31 protein-coding genes are annotated in these 15,801 nt (G+C 50.6%); 29 read left to right on the top strand and 2 right to left on the bottom strand.

Annotation, left to right across the window (positions count from 1 at the left end; all coding sequences use genetic code 11):
- Window positions 1-4: 4 nt before the first annotated feature.
- The 29 genes from rplD to AC6I8T_RS18860 all read left to right on the top strand — a co-directional run bounded on the left by rplD (window position 5) and on the right by AC6I8T_RS18860 (window position 13,851).
- Window positions 5-610: a 50S ribosomal protein L4 gene (gene rplD, locus AC6I8T_RS19000; RefSeq protein WP_013510769.1), complete on the top strand. Its 606-nt coding sequence runs from the start codon at window positions 5-7 to the stop codon at window positions 608-610.
- Entirely contained in the window at window positions 607-909 is a 303-nt protein-coding gene (rplW, locus tag AC6I8T_RS18995; RefSeq protein ID WP_010618574.1) for a 50S ribosomal protein L23, read from the top strand. The genes rplD and rplW overlap by 4 nt, the downstream gene beginning before the upstream one ends.
- Before the next feature lie 17 nt (window positions 910-926).
- Entirely contained in the window at window positions 927-1,748 is an 822-nt protein-coding gene (rplB, locus tag AC6I8T_RS18990; protein ID WP_013510768.1) for a 50S ribosomal protein L2, read from the top strand.
- 16 nt (window positions 1,749-1,764) lie between these two features.
- A complete protein-coding gene (gene rpsS / locus AC6I8T_RS18985) occupies window positions 1,765-2,043 on the top strand; it encodes a 30S ribosomal protein S19 (protein ID WP_001138115.1) in 279 nt (92 codons plus the stop codon).
- 13 nt (window positions 2,044-2,056) lie between these two features.
- The gene (gene rplV, locus AC6I8T_RS18980; RefSeq protein ID WP_007891659.1) at window positions 2,057-2,389 is read left to right on the top strand and encodes a 50S ribosomal protein L22; all 333 of its coding nucleotides are present in this window, start codon (window positions 2,057-2,059) and stop codon (window positions 2,387-2,389) included.
- A 17-nt stretch (window positions 2,390-2,406) separates the two neighbouring features.
- Window positions 2,407-3,105: a 30S ribosomal protein S3 gene (gene rpsC / locus AC6I8T_RS18975; RefSeq protein ID WP_009087585.1), complete on the top strand. Its 699-nt coding sequence runs from the start codon at window positions 2,407-2,409 to the stop codon at window positions 3,103-3,105.
- Window positions 3,106-3,117: 12 nt separating this feature from the next.
- Window positions 3,118-3,528, top strand: a complete 411-nt coding sequence (gene rplP, locus AC6I8T_RS18970) for a 50S ribosomal protein L16 (protein WP_002438716.1) — start codon at window positions 3,118-3,120, stop codon at window positions 3,526-3,528.
- Window positions 3,528-3,719, top strand: a complete 192-nt coding sequence (gene rpmC, locus AC6I8T_RS18965) for a 50S ribosomal protein L29 (protein ID WP_021186407.1) — start codon at window positions 3,528-3,530, stop codon at window positions 3,717-3,719. Before rplP ends, rpmC begins: the two co-directional genes overlap by 1 nt.
- A complete protein-coding gene (gene rpsQ / locus AC6I8T_RS18960) occupies window positions 3,719-3,973 on the top strand; it encodes a 30S ribosomal protein S17 (protein WP_013510766.1) in 255 nt (84 codons plus the stop codon). Before rpmC ends, rpsQ begins: the two co-directional genes overlap by 1 nt.
- Window positions 3,974-4,143: 170 nt before the next feature.
- Window positions 4,144-4,515, top strand: coding sequence for a 50S ribosomal protein L14 (gene rplN, locus AC6I8T_RS18955; protein ID WP_013510765.1), 372 nt, complete (start codon window positions 4,144-4,146; stop codon window positions 4,513-4,515).
- A 10-nt stretch (window positions 4,516-4,525) separates the two neighbouring features.
- Window positions 4,526-4,840 (top strand): 50S ribosomal protein L24, encoded by a 315-nt coding sequence (gene rplX / locus AC6I8T_RS18950; RefSeq protein ID WP_013510764.1) that lies wholly within the window; start codon window positions 4,526-4,528, stop codon window positions 4,838-4,840.
- A 14-nt stretch (window positions 4,841-4,854) separates the two neighbouring features.
- Window positions 4,855-5,394, top strand: a complete 540-nt coding sequence (rplE, locus tag AC6I8T_RS18945; protein ID WP_013510763.1) for a 50S ribosomal protein L5 — start codon at window positions 4,855-4,857, stop codon at window positions 5,392-5,394.
- 14 nt (window positions 5,395-5,408) lie between these two features.
- On the top strand, window positions 5,409-5,714 hold the full coding sequence (gene rpsN, locus AC6I8T_RS18940) for a 30S ribosomal protein S14 (protein WP_006120592.1): 306 nt from the start codon (window positions 5,409-5,411) through the stop codon (window positions 5,712-5,714).
- Between the two features lie 32 nt (window positions 5,715-5,746).
- Complete coding sequence (rpsH, locus tag AC6I8T_RS18935) at window positions 5,747-6,139, top strand: 30S ribosomal protein S8 (protein WP_013510762.1); 393 nt, start codon at window positions 5,747-5,749, stop codon at window positions 6,137-6,139.
- A gap of 12 nt (window positions 6,140-6,151) precedes the next feature.
- Window positions 6,152-6,685, top strand: a complete 534-nt coding sequence (gene rplF / locus AC6I8T_RS18930; protein ID WP_013510761.1) for a 50S ribosomal protein L6 — start codon at window positions 6,152-6,154, stop codon at window positions 6,683-6,685.
- 9 nt (window positions 6,686-6,694) lie between these two features.
- A complete protein-coding gene (rplR, locus tag AC6I8T_RS18925) occupies window positions 6,695-7,048 on the top strand; it encodes a 50S ribosomal protein L18 (protein ID WP_013510760.1) in 354 nt (117 codons plus the stop codon).
- A gap of 14 nt (window positions 7,049-7,062) precedes the next feature.
- Window positions 7,063-7,563 (top strand): 30S ribosomal protein S5, encoded by a 501-nt coding sequence (gene rpsE, locus AC6I8T_RS18920; protein WP_013510759.1) that lies wholly within the window; start codon window positions 7,063-7,065, stop codon window positions 7,561-7,563.
- Window positions 7,564-7,568: 5 nt separating this feature from the next.
- Window positions 7,569-7,748 (top strand): 50S ribosomal protein L30, encoded by a 180-nt coding sequence (gene rpmD, locus AC6I8T_RS18915; RefSeq protein WP_021186404.1) that lies wholly within the window; start codon window positions 7,569-7,571, stop codon window positions 7,746-7,748.
- Window positions 7,749-7,751: 3 nt separating this feature from the next.
- Window positions 7,752-8,186 carry a 50S ribosomal protein L15 gene (gene rplO, locus AC6I8T_RS18910; protein ID WP_013510757.1) on the top strand — a complete coding sequence of 145 codons (435 nt, stop codon included), beginning with the start codon at window positions 7,752-7,754 and terminating at the stop codon, window positions 8,184-8,186.
- Between the two features lie 7 nt (window positions 8,187-8,193).
- Window positions 8,194-9,525 carry a preprotein translocase subunit SecY gene (secY, locus tag AC6I8T_RS18905; protein WP_013510756.1) on the top strand — a complete coding sequence of 444 codons (1,332 nt, stop codon included), beginning with the start codon at window positions 8,194-8,196 and terminating at the stop codon, window positions 9,523-9,525.
- 32 nt (window positions 9,526-9,557) lie between these two features.
- Entirely contained in the window at window positions 9,558-9,674 is a 117-nt protein-coding gene (rpmJ, locus tag AC6I8T_RS18900; RefSeq protein WP_004160566.1) for a 50S ribosomal protein L36, read from the top strand.
- A gap of 146 nt (window positions 9,675-9,820) precedes the next feature.
- Entirely contained in the window at window positions 9,821-10,177 is a 357-nt protein-coding gene (gene rpsM, locus AC6I8T_RS18895; RefSeq protein WP_013510755.1) for a 30S ribosomal protein S13, read from the top strand.
- 16 nt (window positions 10,178-10,193) lie between these two features.
- The gene (gene rpsK, locus AC6I8T_RS18890) at window positions 10,194-10,583 is read left to right on the top strand and encodes a 30S ribosomal protein S11 (RefSeq protein ID WP_004160563.1); all 390 of its coding nucleotides are present in this window, start codon (window positions 10,194-10,196) and stop codon (window positions 10,581-10,583) included.
- Window positions 10,584-10,615: 32 nt separating this feature from the next.
- The gene (gene rpsD, locus AC6I8T_RS18885; protein WP_013510754.1) at window positions 10,616-11,236 is read left to right on the top strand and encodes a 30S ribosomal protein S4; all 621 of its coding nucleotides are present in this window, start codon (window positions 10,616-10,618) and stop codon (window positions 11,234-11,236) included.
- A gap of 25 nt (window positions 11,237-11,261) precedes the next feature.
- The gene (locus tag AC6I8T_RS18880) at window positions 11,262-12,251 is read left to right on the top strand and encodes a DNA-directed RNA polymerase subunit alpha (RefSeq protein ID WP_007891688.1); all 990 of its coding nucleotides are present in this window, start codon (window positions 11,262-11,264) and stop codon (window positions 12,249-12,251) included.
- Window positions 12,252-12,291: 40 nt separating this feature from the next.
- Window positions 12,292-12,678 carry a 50S ribosomal protein L17 gene (rplQ, locus tag AC6I8T_RS18875; protein ID WP_003850180.1) on the top strand — a complete coding sequence of 129 codons (387 nt, stop codon included), beginning with the start codon at window positions 12,292-12,294 and terminating at the stop codon, window positions 12,676-12,678.
- 112 nt (window positions 12,679-12,790) lie between these two features.
- Window positions 12,791-13,162, top strand: coding sequence for a DnaJ family domain-containing protein (locus tag AC6I8T_RS18870; RefSeq protein WP_021186402.1), 372 nt, complete (start codon window positions 12,791-12,793; stop codon window positions 13,160-13,162).
- A gap of 1 nt (window position 13,163) precedes the next feature.
- Window positions 13,164-13,607 (top strand): Zn(2+)-responsive transcriptional regulator, encoded by a 444-nt coding sequence (gene zntR / locus AC6I8T_RS18865; protein ID WP_208724288.1) that lies wholly within the window; start codon window positions 13,164-13,166, stop codon window positions 13,605-13,607.
- A 43-nt stretch (window positions 13,608-13,650) separates the two neighbouring features.
- A complete protein-coding gene (locus AC6I8T_RS18860) occupies window positions 13,651-13,851 on the top strand; it encodes an alternative ribosome-rescue factor A (protein WP_208724287.1) in 201 nt (66 codons plus the stop codon).
- Between the two features lie 37 nt (window positions 13,852-13,888).
- On the opposite strand, the gene mscL is transcribed toward AC6I8T_RS18860, so the two are convergent.
- Both mscL and trkA read right to left on the bottom strand, forming a co-directional pair.
- Window positions 13,889-14,299, bottom strand: a complete 411-nt coding sequence (gene mscL, locus AC6I8T_RS18855) for a large-conductance mechanosensitive channel protein MscL (protein WP_208724286.1) — start codon at window positions 14,297-14,299, stop codon at window positions 13,889-13,891.
- A 117-nt stretch (window positions 14,300-14,416) separates the two neighbouring features.
- Window positions 14,417-15,793: a Trk system potassium transporter TrkA gene (gene trkA, locus AC6I8T_RS18850; protein ID WP_021186398.1), complete on the bottom strand. Its 1,377-nt coding sequence runs from the start codon at window positions 15,791-15,793 to the stop codon at window positions 14,417-14,419.
- Window positions 15,794-15,801: the final 8 nt, after the last annotated feature.

The following is a 15,801-nucleotide window of genomic DNA, read 5'->3' as shown; positions in this document are numbered from 1 at the left end:
AGCAATGGAATTAGTATTGAAAGACGCGCAGAGCGCGCTGACTGTTTCCGAAACTACCTTCGGTCGTGATTTCAACGAAGCGCTGGTTCACCAGGTTGTTGTTGCCTACGCTGCTGGTGCTCGTCAGGGTACTCGTGCGCAGAAAACTCGTGCTGAAGTAACTGGTTCAGGCAAAAAGCCTTGGCGTCAGAAAGGCACCGGCCGTGCGCGTTCAGGTTCTATCAAGAGCCCGATCTGGCGTTCAGGTGGCGTGACCTTCGCTGCACGTCCTCAGGACCACAGTCAAAAAGTTAACAAAAAGATGTACCGCGGCGCGCTGAAAAGCATCCTGTCCGAGCTGGTACGTCAGGACCGTCTGATCGTTGTCGAATCATTCTCTGTTGAAGCACCGAAAACCAAGCTGCTGGCACAGAAACTGAAAGACATGGCGCTGGAAGACGTGCTGATCATCACCGGCGAACTGGATGAAAATCTGTTCCTGGCTGCGCGTAACCTGTACAAGGTTGACGTGCGCGATGCAGCAGGTATCGACCCAGTTAGCCTGATCGCCTTCGACAAAGTCGTTATGACTGCTGAAGCAGTTAAGCAAGTTGAGGAGATGCTGGCATGATCCGTGAAGAACGTCTGCTGAAAGTACTGCGCGCGCCGCACGTATCTGAAAAAGCATCTACCGCGATGGAAAAAACCAATACCATCGTTCTCAAAGTTGCTAAAGACGCGACCAAAGCAGAGATCGTTGCTGCTGTTGAGAAACTGTTCGAAGTAGAAGTTAAAGACGTAAACACCCTGGTTGTTAAGGGTAAAGTTAAGCGTCACGGACAGCGTATCGGTCGTCGTAGCGACTGGAAAAAAGCTTACGTCACCCTGAAAGAAGGCCAGAACCTGGACTTCGTCGGCGGCGCTGAGTAAGTCGGAGGAGAAAGACAATGGCAGTTGTTAAATGTAAACCGACATCTCCGGGTCGTCGTCACGTAGTTAAAGTGGTGAACCCTGAGCTGCACAAGGGCAAACCATTTGCTCCGTTGCTGGAAAAAAACAGCAAATCCGGTGGTCGTAACAACAATGGTCGTATCACTACCCGTCATATCGGTGGTGGTCACAAGCAGGCTTACCGTATTGTTGACTTCAAACGCAACAAAGATGGTATCCCGGCAGTTGTTGAGCGTCTTGAGTACGATCCGAACCGTTCTGCGAACATCGCACTGGTTCTGTACAAAGATGGCGAGCGCCGTTACATCCTGGCCCCTAAAGGCCTGAAAGCTGGCGACCAGATTCAGTCTGGCGTTGATGCTGCGATCAAAGCGGGTAACACCCTGCCGATGCGTAACATCCCAGTGGGTTCTACCGTTCACAACGTAGAAATGAAACCAGGCAAAGGCGGTCAGATTGCTCGCTCAGCTGGTGCTTACGTGCAGATCGTTGCGCGTGAAGGTTCCTACGTTACCCTGCGTCTGCGTTCAGGTGAAATGCGTAAAGTCGAAGCTGACTGCCGCGCAACTCTGGGCGAAGTCGGTAACGCTGAGCACATGCTGCGCGTTCTGGGTAAAGCCGGTGCAACTCGTTGGCGCGGTGTTCGTCCTACCGTTCGCGGTACTGCGATGAACCCAGTCGATCACCCGCACGGTGGTGGTGAAGGTCGTAACTTTGGTAAGCACCCGGTAACTCCGTGGGGCGTTCAGACCAAAGGTAAGAAGACCCGTAGCAACAAGCGTACTGATAAATTTATCGTACGTCGCCGTAGCAAATAATTTTAGAGGATAAGCCATGCCACGTTCTCTCAAGAAAGGTCCTTTTATTGACCTGCACTTGCTGAAGAAGGTAGAGAAAGCGGTGGAAAGCGGAGACAAGAAGCCCCTGCGCACCTGGTCCCGTCGTTCAACGATCTTCCCTAACATGATCGGTTTGACCATCGCTGTCCATAATGGTCGTCAGCACGTTCCTGTCTTTGTTTCCGACGAAATGGTCGGCCACAAGCTGGGTGAATTTGCACCGACACGTACTTATCGCGGCCACGCTGCTGATAAGAAAGCCAAGAAGAAATAAGTAGGAGGAAGAGATGGAAACTATTGCTCAACATCGCCATGCTCGTTCTTCTGCTCAGAAGGTTCGCCTCGTTGCTGACCTGATTCGCGGTAAGAAAGTGTCGCAGGCTCTGGATATTCTGACTTACACCAACAAGAAAGCGGCTGTACTGGTTAAGAAAGTCCTGGAATCTGCCATTGCTAACGCCGAACACAACGATGGCGCTGATATCGACGATCTGAAAGTTGCGAAAATTTTCGTAGATGAAGGCCCAAGCATGAAGCGCATTATGCCTCGTGCAAAAGGTCGTGCAGATCGCATCCTGAAGCGCACCAGCCACATTACTGTGGTTGTGTCCGATCGCTGAGACTCTGGAGACTAGCAATGGGTCAGAAAGTACATCCTAATGGTATTCGCCTGGGTATTGTAAAACCATGGAACTCTACCTGGTTTGCGAACACCAAAGAATTCGCTGACAACCTGGACAGCGATTTTAAAGTACGTCAGTTCCTGACTAAAGAACTGGCAAAAGCGTCTGTATCACGCATCGTTATCGAGCGTCCGGCTAAGAGCATCCGTGTGACCATTCACACCGCTCGCCCGGGTATCGTTATCGGTAAGAAAGGTGAAGACGTTGAGAAACTGCGTACGGTCGTCGCGAATATCGCTGGCGTTCCTGCACAGATCAACATCGCTGAAGTCCGTAAACCGGAACTGGACGCGAAACTGGTAGCTGACAGCATCACTTCACAGCTGGAGCGTCGTGTGATGTTCCGTCGTGCTATGAAGCGTGCAGTTCAGAACGCCATGCGTCTGGGCGCGAAGGGTATTAAAGTTGAAGTTAGCGGCCGTCTGGGCGGCGCGGAAATCGCACGTACCGAATGGTACCGCGAAGGTCGCGTACCGTTGCACACTCTGCGTGCTGACATTGACTACAACACCTCTGAAGCGCACACCACTTATGGTGTAATCGGCGTTAAGGTATGGATCTTCAAAGGTGAGATCCTGGGTGGTATGGCTGCTGTTGAACAACCGGAACCGGCTGCTCAACCTAAAAAGCAGCAGCGTAAAGGCCGTAAGTAAGGAGAGTCGCTGATGTTACAACCAAAGCGTACGAAATTCCGTAAAGTGCACAAAGGCCGTAACCGCGGTCTGGCGCAGGGTACGGATGTTAGCTTCGGTACTTTCGGTCTGAAAGCTGTTGGCCGTGGTCGTCTGACTGCACGTCAGATCGAAGCAGCACGTCGTGCTATGACCCGTGCAGTTAAGCGTCAAGGTAAGATCTGGATCCGTGTATTCCCGGACAAACCGATCACCGAGAAGCCGCTGGAAGTGCGTATGGGTAAAGGTAAGGGTAACGTGGAGTATTGGGTTGCCCTGATCCAGCCTGGTAAAGTCCTGTATGAAATGGACGGCGTACCGGAAGAGCTGGCCCGTGAAGCATTCAAGCTGGCAGCAGCAAAACTGCCTATCAAAACCACCTTTGTAACTAAGACGGTGATGTAATGAAAGCAACTGAGCTGCGTGAAAAAAGCGTTGAAGAGCTGAACGCTGAGCTGCTTAACCTGCTGCGTGAGCAGTTTAACCTGCGCATGCAGGCAGCATCTGGCCAACTGCAGCAGACCCATCTGCTGAAGAATGTGCGCCGTGATGTTGCACGCGTTAAGACTTTACTGACTGAGAAGGCGGGTGCGTAATGACCGATAAAATCCGTACTCTGCAAGGTCGTGTTGTTAGTGACAAAATGCAGAAATCTGCAGTTGTTGCTATCGAGCGTTTCGTGAAGCACCCGATCTACGGTAAATTCATTAAGCGTACGACTAAGCTGCACATCCACGACGAGAACAACGAATGCGGTATCGGCGACGTGGTTGAAATCCGCGAATGCCGTCCGCTGTCCAAGACTAAGTCCTGGACTCTGGTTCGCGTTGTAGAGAAAGCGGTTCTGTAATAGAATCTGCTTCCTCTAAAAAATAAGATGAACGGCTCTCGCGAGCCGTTCATTTTTTCTACCCATATGCAGGAACCGGTGTTATAATGCCGCGCCCTCAATTATGGGGCTTTTTAACGACCTGAGGTTTTGGGTCCCGAAGTAGTAGTTGACATTAGCGGAGCACTAAAATGATCCAAGAACAGACTATGCTGAACGTCGCCGACAACTCCGGTGCACGTCGCGTAATGTGTATCAAGGTTCTGGGTGGCTCGCACCGTCGCTACGCAGGCGTCGGCGATATCATCAAAGTTACCATCAAGGAAGCAATTCCGCGTGGTAAGGTGAAAAAAGGTGATGTCCTGAAGGCGGTAGTGGTGCGCACCAAGAAGGGTGTTCGTCGCCCGGACGGTTCTGTCATTCGCTTCGATGGCAACTCATGCGTTATTTTAAACAATAACTCTGAGCAGCCAATCGGAACGCGTATTTTTGGGCCGGTAACTCGTGAACTTCGTACTGAAAAGTTCATGAAAATTATCTCTCTGGCACCAGAAGTACTCTAAGGAGCGAACAATGGCAGCGAAAATCCGTCGTAACGACGAAGTTATCGTGCTTACCGGCAAAGACAAAGGTAAACGCGGTAAAGTAAAGAACGTCCTGACTTCTGGTAAAGTCATCGTTGAAGGTATCAACCTGGTTAAGAAACACTCTAAGCCGGTTCCGGCTCTGAACCAACCAGGTGGCATCGTTGAAAAAGAAGCTGCTATTCAGGTTTCTAACGTTGCAATCTTCAATGCGGCAACCGGCAAGGCTGACCGTGTAGGCTTTAGATTCGAAGACGGCAAAAAAGTCCGTTTCTTCAAATCTAACAGCGAAACTATCAAGTAATTTGGAGTAGTACGATGGCGAAACTGCATGATTACTACAAAGACGAAGTAGTCCAGAAACTCATGACTGAGTTCGGCTACAATTCTGTCATGCAAGTCCCTCGGGTCGAGAAGATCACCCTGAACATGGGTGTTGGTGAAGCGATCGCTGACAAGAAACTGCTGGATAACGCAGCAGCTGACCTGGCAGCAATCTCCGGTCAAAAACCGCTGATCACCAAAGCACGCAAATCAGTTGCAGGCTTCAAAATCCGTCAGGGCTATCCGATCGGCTGTAAAGTAACTCTGCGCGGCGAGCGCATGTGGGAGTTCTTTGAGCGCCTGATCACTATTGCTGTACCGCGTATCCGTGACTTCCGTGGCTTGTCTGCGAAGTCTTTCGACGGTCGTGGTAACTACAGCATGGGCGTTCGTGAGCAGATCATCTTCCCAGAAATCGACTACGACAAAGTCGATCGCGTTCGTGGTTTGGATATTACCATTACCACTACTGCGAAATCTGATGATGAAGGCCGTGCTCTGCTGGCTGCCTTTGACTTCCCGTTCCGCAAGTAAGGTAGGGTTACTTCATGGCTAAGCAATCTATGAAAGCACGCGAAGTTAAGCGTGTGAAATTAGCAGACAAGTTCTTCGCAAAACGCGCTGAACTGAAAGCGATCATTTCTGATGTGAACGCTTCTGACGAAGATCGTTGGGATGCCGTTCTCAAGCTGCAGAGTCTGCCGCGTGATTCCAGCCCTTCACGTCAGCGTAACCGCTGCCGTCAAACAGGTCGTCCGCACGGTTTCCTGCGGAAGTTTGGGTTGAGCCGTATCAAGGTCCGTGAAGCCGCAATGCGCGGTGAAATCCCGGGTCTGAAAAAGGCAAGCTGGTAATTGTCACCATTTGAATCACGGGAGTAACACAGATGAGCATGCAAGATCCGATCGCGGATATGCTGACCCGTATCCGTAACGGTCAGGCCGCGAACAAAGTTGCGGTCTCTATGCCTTCCTCCAAGCTGAAAGTGGCAATTGCCAACGTGCTGAAGGAAGAAGGCTATATTCAAGATTTTAAAATCGAAGGCGACATCAAGCCGGAACTGGAACTGACTCTTAAGTATTTCCAGGGTAAAGCTGTTGTAGAAAACATTCAGCGTGTTAGCCGTCCAGGTCTGCGCATCTATAAGAAAAAAGATGAGCTGCCAAAAGTAATGGCTGGTCTGGGCATCGCTGTAATTTCTACATCTAAAGGTGTTATGACTGATCGTGCAGCGCGCCAGGCTGGTCTTGGTGGCGAAATTATCTGCTACGTAGCGTAATCGGAGGAAAACATGTCTCGTGTTGCAAAAGCACCTGTCGTTGTTCCTGCCGGCGTAGAGGTAAAACTCAACGGTCAGGAAATTTCGATCAAAGGTAAAAACGGCGAGCTGACTCGTACTATCAACCAAGCTGTTGAAGTTAAGCATGCAGACAACGCCCTGACTTTCGCTCCGCGCGAAGGTTATGCGGATGGTTGGGCACAGGCAGGTACTGCTCGTGCGCTGCTGAACGGCATGGTTATTGGTGTTACCGAAGGCTTCACCAAGAAGCTGCAATTGGTTGGTGTTGGTTATCGTGCAGCTGTAAAAGGCAACTCTGTGAGTCTGGCCCTGGGCTTCTCTCACCCTGTTGACCATGCACTGCCGGCTGGCATCACTGCCGAATGCCCAACTCAGACTGAAATCGTGCTGAAAGGCGCTGATAAGCAGCTGATTGGTCAGGTTGCAGCTGATCTGCGCGCCTACCGTCGTCCTGAGCCTTACAAAGGCAAGGGTGTTCGTTACGCCGACGAAGTCGTGCGTACCAAAGAGGCTAAGAAGAAGTAAGGTAACACTATGGATAAGAAATCTGCTCGTATCCGTCGTGCGACCCGTGCACGTCGCAAGCTCAAAGAGCTGGGTGCTACTCGCCTGGTGGTACATCGTACCCCGCGTCACATTTACGCACAGGTAATCGCCCCGAACGGTTCCGAAGTTCTGGTTGCTGCTTCTACTGTAGAAAAAGCTATCGCTGAACAACTGAAGTATACCGGTAACAAAGACGCCGCTGCAGCTGTAGGTAAAGCTCTGGCTGAGCGCGCTATCGAAAAAGGCATCAAAGATGTTTCTTTCGACCGTTCCGGTTTCCAATATCATGGTCGCGTCCAGGCACTGGCAGATGCTGCTCGTGAAGCTGGCCTTCAGTTCTAAGGTAGAGGTCTAAGATGGCACACATCGAGAAACAAGCTGGCGAACTGCAGGAAAAACTGATCGCGGTAAACCGTGTATCTAAAACTGTTAAAGGTGGTCGTATTTTCTCCTTCACAGCACTGACTGTGGTAGGTGACGGTAACGGTCGCGTCGGTTTTGGTTACGGTAAAGCGCGTGAAGTTCCAGCAGCGATCCAGAAAGCGATGGAAAAAGCCCGTCGCAATATGATTAACGTCGCGCTGACGCACGGCACCCTGCAGCACCCGGTTAAAGGTGCACACACGGGTTCTCGCGTGTTCATGCAGCCGGCTTCTGAAGGTACCGGTATCATCGCCGGCGGTGCAATGCGCGCCGTTCTGGAAGTCGCTGGAGTTCATAACGTTCTGGCTAAAGCGTATGGTTCCACCAACCCGATCAACGTGGTTCGTGCAACTATCGACGGCCTGGGCAACATGAAGTCTCCGGAAATGGTCGCTGCCAAGCGTGGTAAATCCGTTGAAGAAATTCTGGGGTAATCACGATGGCAAAGACTATTAAAATTACACAAACCCGTAGCTCAATCGGCCGCCTGCCTAAGCATAAAGCCACTCTGGTTGGCCTGGGTCTGCGTCGTATTGGTCACACCGTAGAGCGTGAAGACACGCCGGCAGTACGCGGTATGGTCAACGCGATTTCCTACATGCTGAAAGTGGAGGAGTAAGAGATGCGTTTAAACACTCTGTCTCCGGCCGAAGGGTCTAAACACGCTTCTAAGCGTCTGGGTCGTGGTATCGGTTCTGGCCTCGGTAAAACCGGCGGTCGTGGTCACAAAGGTCAGAAGTCTCGTTCTGGCGGTGGCGTACGTCGTGGTTTCGAGGGTGGTCAGATGCCTCTGTACCGTCGTCTGCCGAAATTCGGTTTCACCTCTCGCAAAGCAATGGTCACTGCAGAAGTTCGTCTGTCTGACCTGGCGAAAGTTGAAGGCGGTATTGTTGACCTGAACACGCTGAAAGCAGCAAACATCGTCGGTGTTCAGATTGAATTCGCGAAAGTGATTCTGTCTGGTGAAGTTTCTGCACCGGTAACGGTTCGTGGTCTGCGTGTCACCAAAGGTGCTCGTGCTGCAATCGAAGCTGCTGGCGGTAAAATCGAGGAATAAGTAGCAGATGGCTAAGCAACCGGGATTAGATTTTCAAAGTGCCAAAGGTGGCTTTGGTGAACTGAAGCGCAGACTCTTGTTTGTTATCGGTGCACTGATTGTCTTCCGTATTGGCTCTTTTATTCCGATCCCTGGTATCGATGCCACTGTACTTGCCAAACTGCTTGAGCAACAGCGTGGCACCATCATTGAAATGTTCAACATGTTCTCTGGTGGTGCTCTCAGTCGTGCCTCAATCTTCGCGCTGGGTATTATGCCGTATATTTCGGCCTCTATTATTATCCAGCTGCTAACGGTGGTTCATCCGGCGTTAGCGGAGATTAAGAAAGAAGGGGAGGCTGGCCGTCGTAAGATTAGCCAGTACACCCGTTATGGCACGCTGGTTCTGGCTGTATTCCAGTCGATCGGTATTGCTACCGGTCTGCCGAATATGCCTGGAATGCAGGGCCTGGTGATTAATCCGGGCTTTGCCTTCTACTTTACCGCTGTTGTAAGTCTGGTTACCGGGACAATGTTCCTGATGTGGCTGGGCGAACAGATTACTGAACGGGGTATCGGCAACGGTATTTCGATCATTATCTTCGCGGGTATTGTTGCGGGTCTCCCGCCGGCCATTGGCCATACCATCGAGCAAGCGCGGCAAGGCGACCTGCACTTCCTTCTGTTGCTGTTGGTTGCAGTTCTCGTATTTGCAGTGACCTTCTTCGTTGTTTTCGTAGAACGTGGTCAACGCCGCATTGTGGTGAACTACGCTAAGCGTCAGCAAGGTCGTCGTGTTTATGCTGCACAGAGCACACATTTACCGTTGAAAGTGAATATGGCAGGGGTTATCCCGGCAATCTTCGCTTCCAGCATTATCCTGTTCCCGGCGACGATAGCATCCTGGTTCGGGGGCGGTACCGGTTGGAACTGGCTGACAACAATTTCGCTGTATTTGCAGCCAGGACAGCCGCTTTATGTGCTACTCTATGCGACTGCAATCATCTTCTTCTGTTTCTTCTACACGGCGTTGGTTTTCAACCCGCGTGAAACAGCAGATAACCTGAAGAAGTCTGGTGCATTCGTACCGGGAATTCGTCCGGGAGAGCAAACGGCGAAGTATATCGATAAAGTAATGACACGTCTGACCTTAATCGGCGCACTGTATATTACTTTTATCTGCCTGATCCCGGAGTTCATGCGTGATGCCATGAAGGTTCCCTTCTACTTTGGCGGTACTTCACTGCTCATCGTAGTGGTTGTCATCATGGACTTTATGGCTCAAGTGCAAACTCTGATGATGTCAAGTCAGTACGAGTCTGCATTGAAGAAAGCTAACCTGAAAGGCTACGGCCGTTAATTCAGGCGCTTGAGAAGTTACGGAGAGTAAAAATGAAAGTTCGTGCTTCCGTCAAGAAATTATGTCGTAACTGCAAAATCATCCGTCGCGACGGTGTCGTACGTGTGATTTGCAGTGCCGAGCCTAAGCATAAACAGCGCCAAGGCTGATTTTCTCACATATTTTTCTTGCAAAGTCGGGTTGAGCTGGCTAGATTAGCCAGCCAATCTTTTGTATGTCGATGCGTTTCCATTTGAGTATCCTGAAAACGGGCTTTTCAGCATGGTTCGCATTTATTTAATTATAGGAGTGCATAGTGGCCCGTATAGCAGGCATTAACATTCCTGATCAAAAACACACCGTTATCGCATTAACTTCGATTTTCGGTATCGGCAAAACCCGTTCTAAAGCTATCTGTGCTGAAACGGGCATCGCTGAAAATGTTAAGATCAGTGAGCTGTCTGAAGAACAAATTGATCAGCTGCGTGATGCAGTTGCTAAATTCGTTGTAGAAGGTGATCTGCGCCGTGAAATCACCCTGAGCATCAAGCGTCTGATGGACCTTGGTTGCTACCGTGGTTTGCGCCATCGTCGTGGTCTGCCAGTACGCGGTCAGCGTACCAAGACCAACGCACGTACCCGTAAGGGTCCGCGTAAACCGATCAAGAAATAATCGGGGTGAGTAAATAATGGCAAAGGCACCAGTTCGTGCACGTAAACGTGTAAGAAAGCAAGTCTCAGATGGCGTGGCTCATGTCCATGCTTCTTTTAACAACACCATCGTTACCATTACTGATCGTCAGGGTAACGCACTGGGTTGGGCAACCGCCGGTGGTTCCGGTTTCCGCGGTTCACGTAAATCTACTCCGTTTGCTGCTCAGGTCGCTGCAGAGCGCTGTGCAGAAGCCGTGAAAGATTACGGTATTAAGAACCTGGAAGTTATGGTTAAGGGTCCGGGTCCGGGTCGCGAATCTACTATTCGTGCTCTGAACGCCGCTGGTTTCCGCATCACTAACATTACTGATGTGACTCCGATCCCTCACAACGGTTGTCGTCCGCCGAAAAAACGTCGCGTATAACGCCTCGTTTTTAGGATAGTTGGAGAAAGAAAATGGCAAGATATTTGGGTCCTAAGCTCAAGCTGAGCCGTCGTGAGGGCACTGACTTATTCCTTAAGTCTGGTGTTCGCGCGATCGATTCCAAGTGCAAAATTGAACAAGCCCCTGGTCAGCATGGTGCGCGTAAACCGCGTCTGTCTGATTACGGCGGTCAGTTACGTGAAAAACAGAAAGTTCGTCGTATCTACGGCGTGCTGGAGCGTCAGTTCCGTAACTACTATAAAGAAGCAGCGCGTCTGAAAGGCAACACCGGTGAAAACCTGTTAGCTCTGCTGGAAGGTCGTCTGGATAACGTAGTTTACCGTATGGGTTTTGGTGCCACTCGTGCAGAAGCACGTCAGCTGGTTAGCCACAAATCTATCCTGGTGAACGGCCGCGTTGTTAACATCGCTTCTTATCAGGTATCTCCGAATGATGTCGTAAGCATCCGTGAGAAAGCCAAAAAGCAATCTCGCGTGAAGGCCGCTCTGGAGCTGGCTGAGCAGCGTGAAAAGCCAACCTGGCTGGAAGTTGATGCGACTAAGATGGAAGGTGTGTTCAAGCGTATTCCTGAGCGTACTGATCTGTCTGCGGACATTAACGAACACCTGATCGTCGAGCTTTACTCTAAGTAAAGCTTAGTACCAAAGAGAGGACACAATGCAGGGTTCTGTGACAGAGTTTCTAAAACCGCGCCTGGTAGATATCGAGCAAGTGAGTTCGACGCACGCCAAGGTGACCCTTGAGCCGTTAGAGCGTGGCTTTGGCCATACTCTTGGCAACGCACTGCGCCGTATTCTGCTTTCTTCCATGCCGGGTTGCGCGGTGACCGAGGTTGAGATTGATGGCGTGCTCCACGAGTACTCCACCAAAGAGGGCGTACAGGAAGATATCCTGGAAATCCTGCTTAACCTGAAAGGGCTGGCGGTAAGAGTTCAGGGTAAAGATGAAGTCATCCTGACCCTGAATAAATCTGGCATTGGCCCTGTGACTGCAGCCGACATTACCCACGACGGTGATGTCGAAATCGTCAAGCCGCAGCATGTGATCTGCCACCTGACCGATGAAAACGCATCTATTAGCATGCGTATCAAAGTTCAACGTGGTCGTGGTTATGTGCCGGCTTCTGCCCGAATTCATTCGGAAGAAGATGAGCGCCCAATCGGCCGTCTGTTAGTAGACGCTTGCTACAGCCCTGTAGACCGTATCGCCTACAATGTTGAAGCTGCGCGTGTTGAACAGCGTACCGACCTGGACAAGCTGGTCATCGAAATGGAAACCAACGGCACAATCGATCCTGAAGAGGCGATTCGCCGTGCGGCAACCATCCTGGCAGAACAACTGGAAGCTTTCGTTGACTTACGTGATGTACGTCAGCCGGAAGTGAAAGAAGAGAAACCAGAATTCGATCCGATCCTGCTGCGCCCTGTTGACGATCTGGAATTGACTGTCCGCTCTGCTAACTGCCTTAAGGCAGAAGCTATCCACTACATCGGTGATCTGGTACAGCGTACCGAGGTTGAGCTGCTTAAAACGCCTAACCTGGGTAAAAAATCTCTTACCGAGATTAAAGACGTGCTGGCCTCTCGTGGTCTGTCTCTGGGCATGCGCCTGGAAAACTGGCCGCCGGCAAGCATCGCTGATGAATAACCCGATCACAGGTTAAGGTTTCACTGAGAAGGATAAGGTCATGCGCCATCGTAAGAGTGGTCGTCAACTGAACCGTAACAGCAGCCATCGTCAGGCTATGTTCCGCAACATGGCTGGTTCTCTGGTTCGTCATGAGATCATTAAGACGACTCTGCCGAAAGCCAAAGAGCTGCGTCGCGTAGTTGAGCCGCTGATTACTCTTGCCAAGACCGACAGCGTAGCTAATCGTCGTCTGGCATTCGCCCGCACTCGTGATAACGAGATCGTGGCAAAACTGTTTAACGAGCTGGGCCCGCGTTTCGCGAGCCGTGCCGGTGGTTACACTCGTATTCTGAAGTGTGGCTTCCGTGCTGGTGACAACGCTCCGATGGCATACATCGAGCTGGTTGATCGTCCAGAAGCTCAAGCAGAAGCTGCTGCAGAGTAATTTGCAGTAACGTAAAAAACCCGCTTCGGCGGGTTTTTTATTGCCTGCAGTTTCTTCCCATTTTCCCCCCTTCCGCTATGCTGATGGCAGTTATCCCTGTCAGGAGCACCTCATGTGGCTAATTGATCAACTCGCAGAACAACACATCCTTGCTGCTCAGGAAAAAGGCGAACTGAGCAATTTGCGTGGTGAGGGTGCACCATTGCAGTTGGAAGACGACAGCGCGATACCCGAAGAGCTGCGCATGGGATATCGGTTATTAAAAAATGCCGGTTTTTTGCCGCCAGAGCTGGAAATGCGTCGCGAAGCTCTGGAAGTAAAAGATCTTCTTCGTGAGCTGGATCCTGACGATCATCAGGCCCGCGAGCTGTCGAAGAAACTGAGCTTACTGGAACTGAAACTGCGTCAGGCAGGAATGAGTACTGCATTTCTGCATGGGGATTATTGTGAGGCTATTAAGCAGCATCTGAGGCAGGAGAAATAATATGTACCGTATCGGTCAGTTGGCGAAGATGGCTGATGTTACCCCTGACACCATCCGCTTTTATGAAAAACAACAAATGATGGATCATGAGGTACGCACTGAAGGTGGTTTCCGTTTGTATAGTGACGGTGACTTGCAGCGCCTGCGCTTTATCCGTTACGGACGTCAGCTAGGTTTTAGCCTTGATGCTATTCGTGGATTGCTATCGATCCGTATCGATCCCGAACATCACACTTGCCAGGAGTCAAAAGCCATTGTGGCGAAGCGCCTTGATGAAGTCAGCACGATGATCGTTGAGTTACAAACGATCCAGCGTTCACTGCAACGCTTGTCTGAAACCTGCTGCGGTGATTTACATAGCAGCGCTTGCTGCTCAATTCTCGAAGCTCTCGAAAAAGGTGAAGAACCGCATCCGGAAATTTGTTGTGGCAAGGATTGTATTTAACGTGGATAAGCCTATAGTTGCGCTGTCAATCATTGGAGGAAATATGAGCCGTTATCAGCATCAAAAAGGGCAGATAAAAGACAACGCCATCGAGGCGTTATTACACGACCCGCTGTTTCGCCAGCGTATTGAGCAGAATCAGAAAGGGAAAGGCAGCTATCGGCGTAAAGACAAACACGCGAAGCGAGGTAACTGGGAGGCCAGTGGTAAGCAAAGAAGTTTACCACTGGCCTTCTGGTTTTAAGGATAAAAAAAACCGCCTGGTCAGGCGGTTTTCTCTATCAGATTTTGGTGTTTTGTTGCTTGAGCAGGTCACGAATTTCCGTCAGTAACAACTCTTCATTTGTTGGCTTCGGATCGGCTTTTTCTACTTCTTTCTTCTTGTACAGTTTGTTCATCAGTTTGATGGCGATAAAAATAGCCAACGCGACGATTACGAAATCAAAAATACTCTGAATAAAAACACCATATTCCATGATCACGGCAGGCGCTGTGCCTTCCGCTGGTTTTATGATCCACTTAAACTGTTTAAAATCGACCCCACCAATCAGTAACCCCAGCGGTGGCATAATAATATTCGCCACCAACGATGAAACAATCTTGCCAAACGCGGCACCGATAATTACACCGACTGCGAGGTCAACCACGTTGCCGCGCATCGCAAAATCACGAAACTCTTTGAAAAAACTCATTGTTATCTCCTTGCCTTGGCCAATGTCTAAAGTCTAACAAACCTTTTAACATTTGCCATGACAACAAAGGATTAAGTTGGATTATCACGGCGGGCAACCAAAGCCTGCCCGCGGCGATTAAAGGAAGAAGGGACTCGGCTGGAACAGGCGTTCCACATCGGGCACAAATTTCTTATCGGTCAGGAACATAATCACATGGTCCCCTTGCTCGATACGCACATTTGCATTGGCGATGATCACCTCATCACCGCGTACCACTGCGCCAATAATCGTACCCGGTGGCAATTTGATGTCTTCGATCAGACGTCCAACTACGCGTGAAGTGGTTTCTTCACCATGAGCGATTGCTTCAATCGCTTCGGCAATCCCACGACGTAATGAGGAAACACCGACAATGTCTGCTTTACGGACGTGCCCGAGCAATGCAGAAATGGTGGCTTGCTGTGGTGAGATGGCGATATCGATCACGCTGCCTTGCACCAGATCGACATAGGCACGACGCTGGATCAACACCATGACTTTTTTCGCCCCCATTTTTTTTGCCAGCATCGCTGACATGATGTTGGCTTCATCATCATTGGTGACAGCGATGAAGAGATCGATTTGATCAACATGCTCTTCCGCCAGTAACTCCTGATCGGAAGCATCACCGTAGAAAACGATCGTATCCTGAAGCTGCTCCGCCAGTTCTGCTGCACGCTGCGGATTTCGTTCAATCAGCTTAACGCTGTACTGTTTTTCCAGCCGTTGTGCCAGGCCAAAGCCGATGTTGCCTCCGCCCACCAGCATAATGCGTTTGTACGGTTTTTCCAGCCGCTGCATCTCACTCATCACGGCGCGAATATGCTGGCTGGCGGCGATAAAGAAGACTTCATCACCGGCTTCGACAATGGTCGAACCCTGCGGGCGAATGGGACGATCCTGGCGAAAGATCGCCGCCACACGCGTATCAATATGCGGCATATGCTCGCGCAGAATAGAAAGTGGGTTACCGACCAACGGGCCGCCGTAATACGCCTTCACCACTGCCAGGCTCACTTTCCCTTCGGCAAAATTAACCACCTGCAAAGCGCCGGGATATTGGATCAGACGGTAAATATTGTCGATTACCAGCTGCTCAGGCGAAATCAAATGATCGATAGGGACAGCTTCTGGCACGAACAACTTGTCTGCATCGCGCAAATAGTCGGCAGCACGGATACGCGCAATACGATTGGGGGTATTGAATAATGAGTAAGCGATCTGACAAGCGATCATGTTGGTTTCGTCTGAGCTGGTAACCGCAACCAGCATATCAGCATCCTCAGCACCCGCTTCCCGCAGGATGCGCGGATGAGAACCATGACCGTGCACCACGCGCAGATCGAATTTGTCCTGCAACTGACGTAAACGCGTGGGATCACTATCCACCACGGTGATGTCATTGTTTTCCCCGACCAGGTTTTCCGCGAGGGTTCCGCCGACCTGGCCGGCGCCAAGGATTATAATTTTCATCGCTTTAA

This window comes from Pantoea sp. X-Soil-OKNW-556 (genome assembly GCF_059730695.1).
Note: the sequence above shows the minus strand (reverse complement) of the source record. Positions and strands in the feature narration are given on the sequence as shown.

Excerpts from the sequence above, each read along its gene's own strand:
- rplW (WP_010618574.1), top strand. The coding sequence starts at position 607 with ATGATCCGTGAAGAACGTCTGCTGAAAGTACTGCGCGCGCCGCACGTA.
- rplV (WP_007891659.1), top strand. The coding sequence starts at position 2,057 with ATGGAAACTATTGCTCAACATCGCCATGCTCGTTCTTCTGCTCAGAAG.
- rpsC (WP_009087585.1), top strand. The coding sequence starts at position 2,407 with ATGGGTCAGAAAGTACATCCTAATGGTATTCGCCTGGGTATTGTAAAA.
- rpmJ (WP_004160566.1), top strand. The coding sequence starts at position 9,558 with ATGAAAGTTCGTGCTTCCGTCAAGAAATTATGTCGTAACTGCAAAATC.
- trkA (WP_021186398.1), bottom strand. The coding sequence starts at position 15,793 with ATGAAAATTATAATCCTTGGCGCCGGCCAGGTCGGCGGAACCCTCGCG.
- secY (WP_013510756.1), top strand. The coding sequence starts at position 8,194 with ATGGCTAAGCAACCGGGATTAGATTTTCAAAGTGCCAAAGGTGGCTTT.
- rpsQ (WP_013510766.1), top strand. The coding sequence starts at position 3,719 with ATGACCGATAAAATCCGTACTCTGCAAGGTCGTGTTGTTAGTGACAAA.
- rplQ (WP_003850180.1), top strand. The coding sequence starts at position 12,292 with ATGCGCCATCGTAAGAGTGGTCGTCAACTGAACCGTAACAGCAGCCAT.
- rpsS (WP_001138115.1), top strand. The coding sequence starts at position 1,765 with ATGCCACGTTCTCTCAAGAAAGGTCCTTTTATTGACCTGCACTTGCTG.
- rpsE (WP_013510759.1), top strand. The coding sequence starts at position 7,063 with ATGGCACACATCGAGAAACAAGCTGGCGAACTGCAGGAAAAACTGATC.
- rplD (WP_013510769.1), top strand. The coding sequence starts at position 5 with ATGGAATTAGTATTGAAAGACGCGCAGAGCGCGCTGACTGTTTCCGAA.
- rpmD (WP_021186404.1), top strand. The coding sequence starts at position 7,569 with ATGGCAAAGACTATTAAAATTACACAAACCCGTAGCTCAATCGGCCGC.
- rplN (WP_013510765.1), top strand. The coding sequence starts at position 4,144 with ATGATCCAAGAACAGACTATGCTGAACGTCGCCGACAACTCCGGTGCA.
- AC6I8T_RS18860 (WP_208724287.1), top strand. The coding sequence starts at position 13,651 with ATGAGCCGTTATCAGCATCAAAAAGGGCAGATAAAAGACAACGCCATC.
- rpsH (WP_013510762.1), top strand. The coding sequence starts at position 5,747 with ATGAGCATGCAAGATCCGATCGCGGATATGCTGACCCGTATCCGTAAC.
- rplO (WP_013510757.1), top strand. The coding sequence starts at position 7,752 with ATGCGTTTAAACACTCTGTCTCCGGCCGAAGGGTCTAAACACGCTTCT.
- AC6I8T_RS18870 (WP_021186402.1), top strand. The coding sequence starts at position 12,791 with ATGTGGCTAATTGATCAACTCGCAGAACAACACATCCTTGCTGCTCAG.
- rplR (WP_013510760.1), top strand. The coding sequence starts at position 6,695 with ATGGATAAGAAATCTGCTCGTATCCGTCGTGCGACCCGTGCACGTCGC.
- rpmC (WP_021186407.1), top strand. The coding sequence starts at position 3,528 with ATGAAAGCAACTGAGCTGCGTGAAAAAAGCGTTGAAGAGCTGAACGCT.
- rpsD (WP_013510754.1), top strand. The coding sequence starts at position 10,616 with ATGGCAAGATATTTGGGTCCTAAGCTCAAGCTGAGCCGTCGTGAGGGC.
- rplE (WP_013510763.1), top strand. The coding sequence starts at position 4,855 with ATGGCGAAACTGCATGATTACTACAAAGACGAAGTAGTCCAGAAACTC.
- mscL (WP_208724286.1), bottom strand. The coding sequence starts at position 14,299 with ATGAGTTTTTTCAAAGAGTTTCGTGATTTTGCGATGCGCGGCAACGTG.
- rpsK (WP_004160563.1), top strand. The coding sequence starts at position 10,194 with ATGGCAAAGGCACCAGTTCGTGCACGTAAACGTGTAAGAAAGCAAGTC.
- rpsN (WP_006120592.1), top strand. The coding sequence starts at position 5,409 with ATGGCTAAGCAATCTATGAAAGCACGCGAAGTTAAGCGTGTGAAATTA.
- rplP (WP_002438716.1), top strand. The coding sequence starts at position 3,118 with ATGTTACAACCAAAGCGTACGAAATTCCGTAAAGTGCACAAAGGCCGT.
- AC6I8T_RS18880 (WP_007891688.1), top strand. The coding sequence starts at position 11,262 with ATGCAGGGTTCTGTGACAGAGTTTCTAAAACCGCGCCTGGTAGATATC.
- rplB (WP_013510768.1), top strand. The coding sequence starts at position 927 with ATGGCAGTTGTTAAATGTAAACCGACATCTCCGGGTCGTCGTCACGTA.
- rplX (WP_013510764.1), top strand. The coding sequence starts at position 4,526 with ATGGCAGCGAAAATCCGTCGTAACGACGAAGTTATCGTGCTTACCGGC.
- rplF (WP_013510761.1), top strand. The coding sequence starts at position 6,152 with ATGTCTCGTGTTGCAAAAGCACCTGTCGTTGTTCCTGCCGGCGTAGAG.
- zntR (WP_208724288.1), top strand. The coding sequence starts at position 13,164 with ATGTACCGTATCGGTCAGTTGGCGAAGATGGCTGATGTTACCCCTGAC.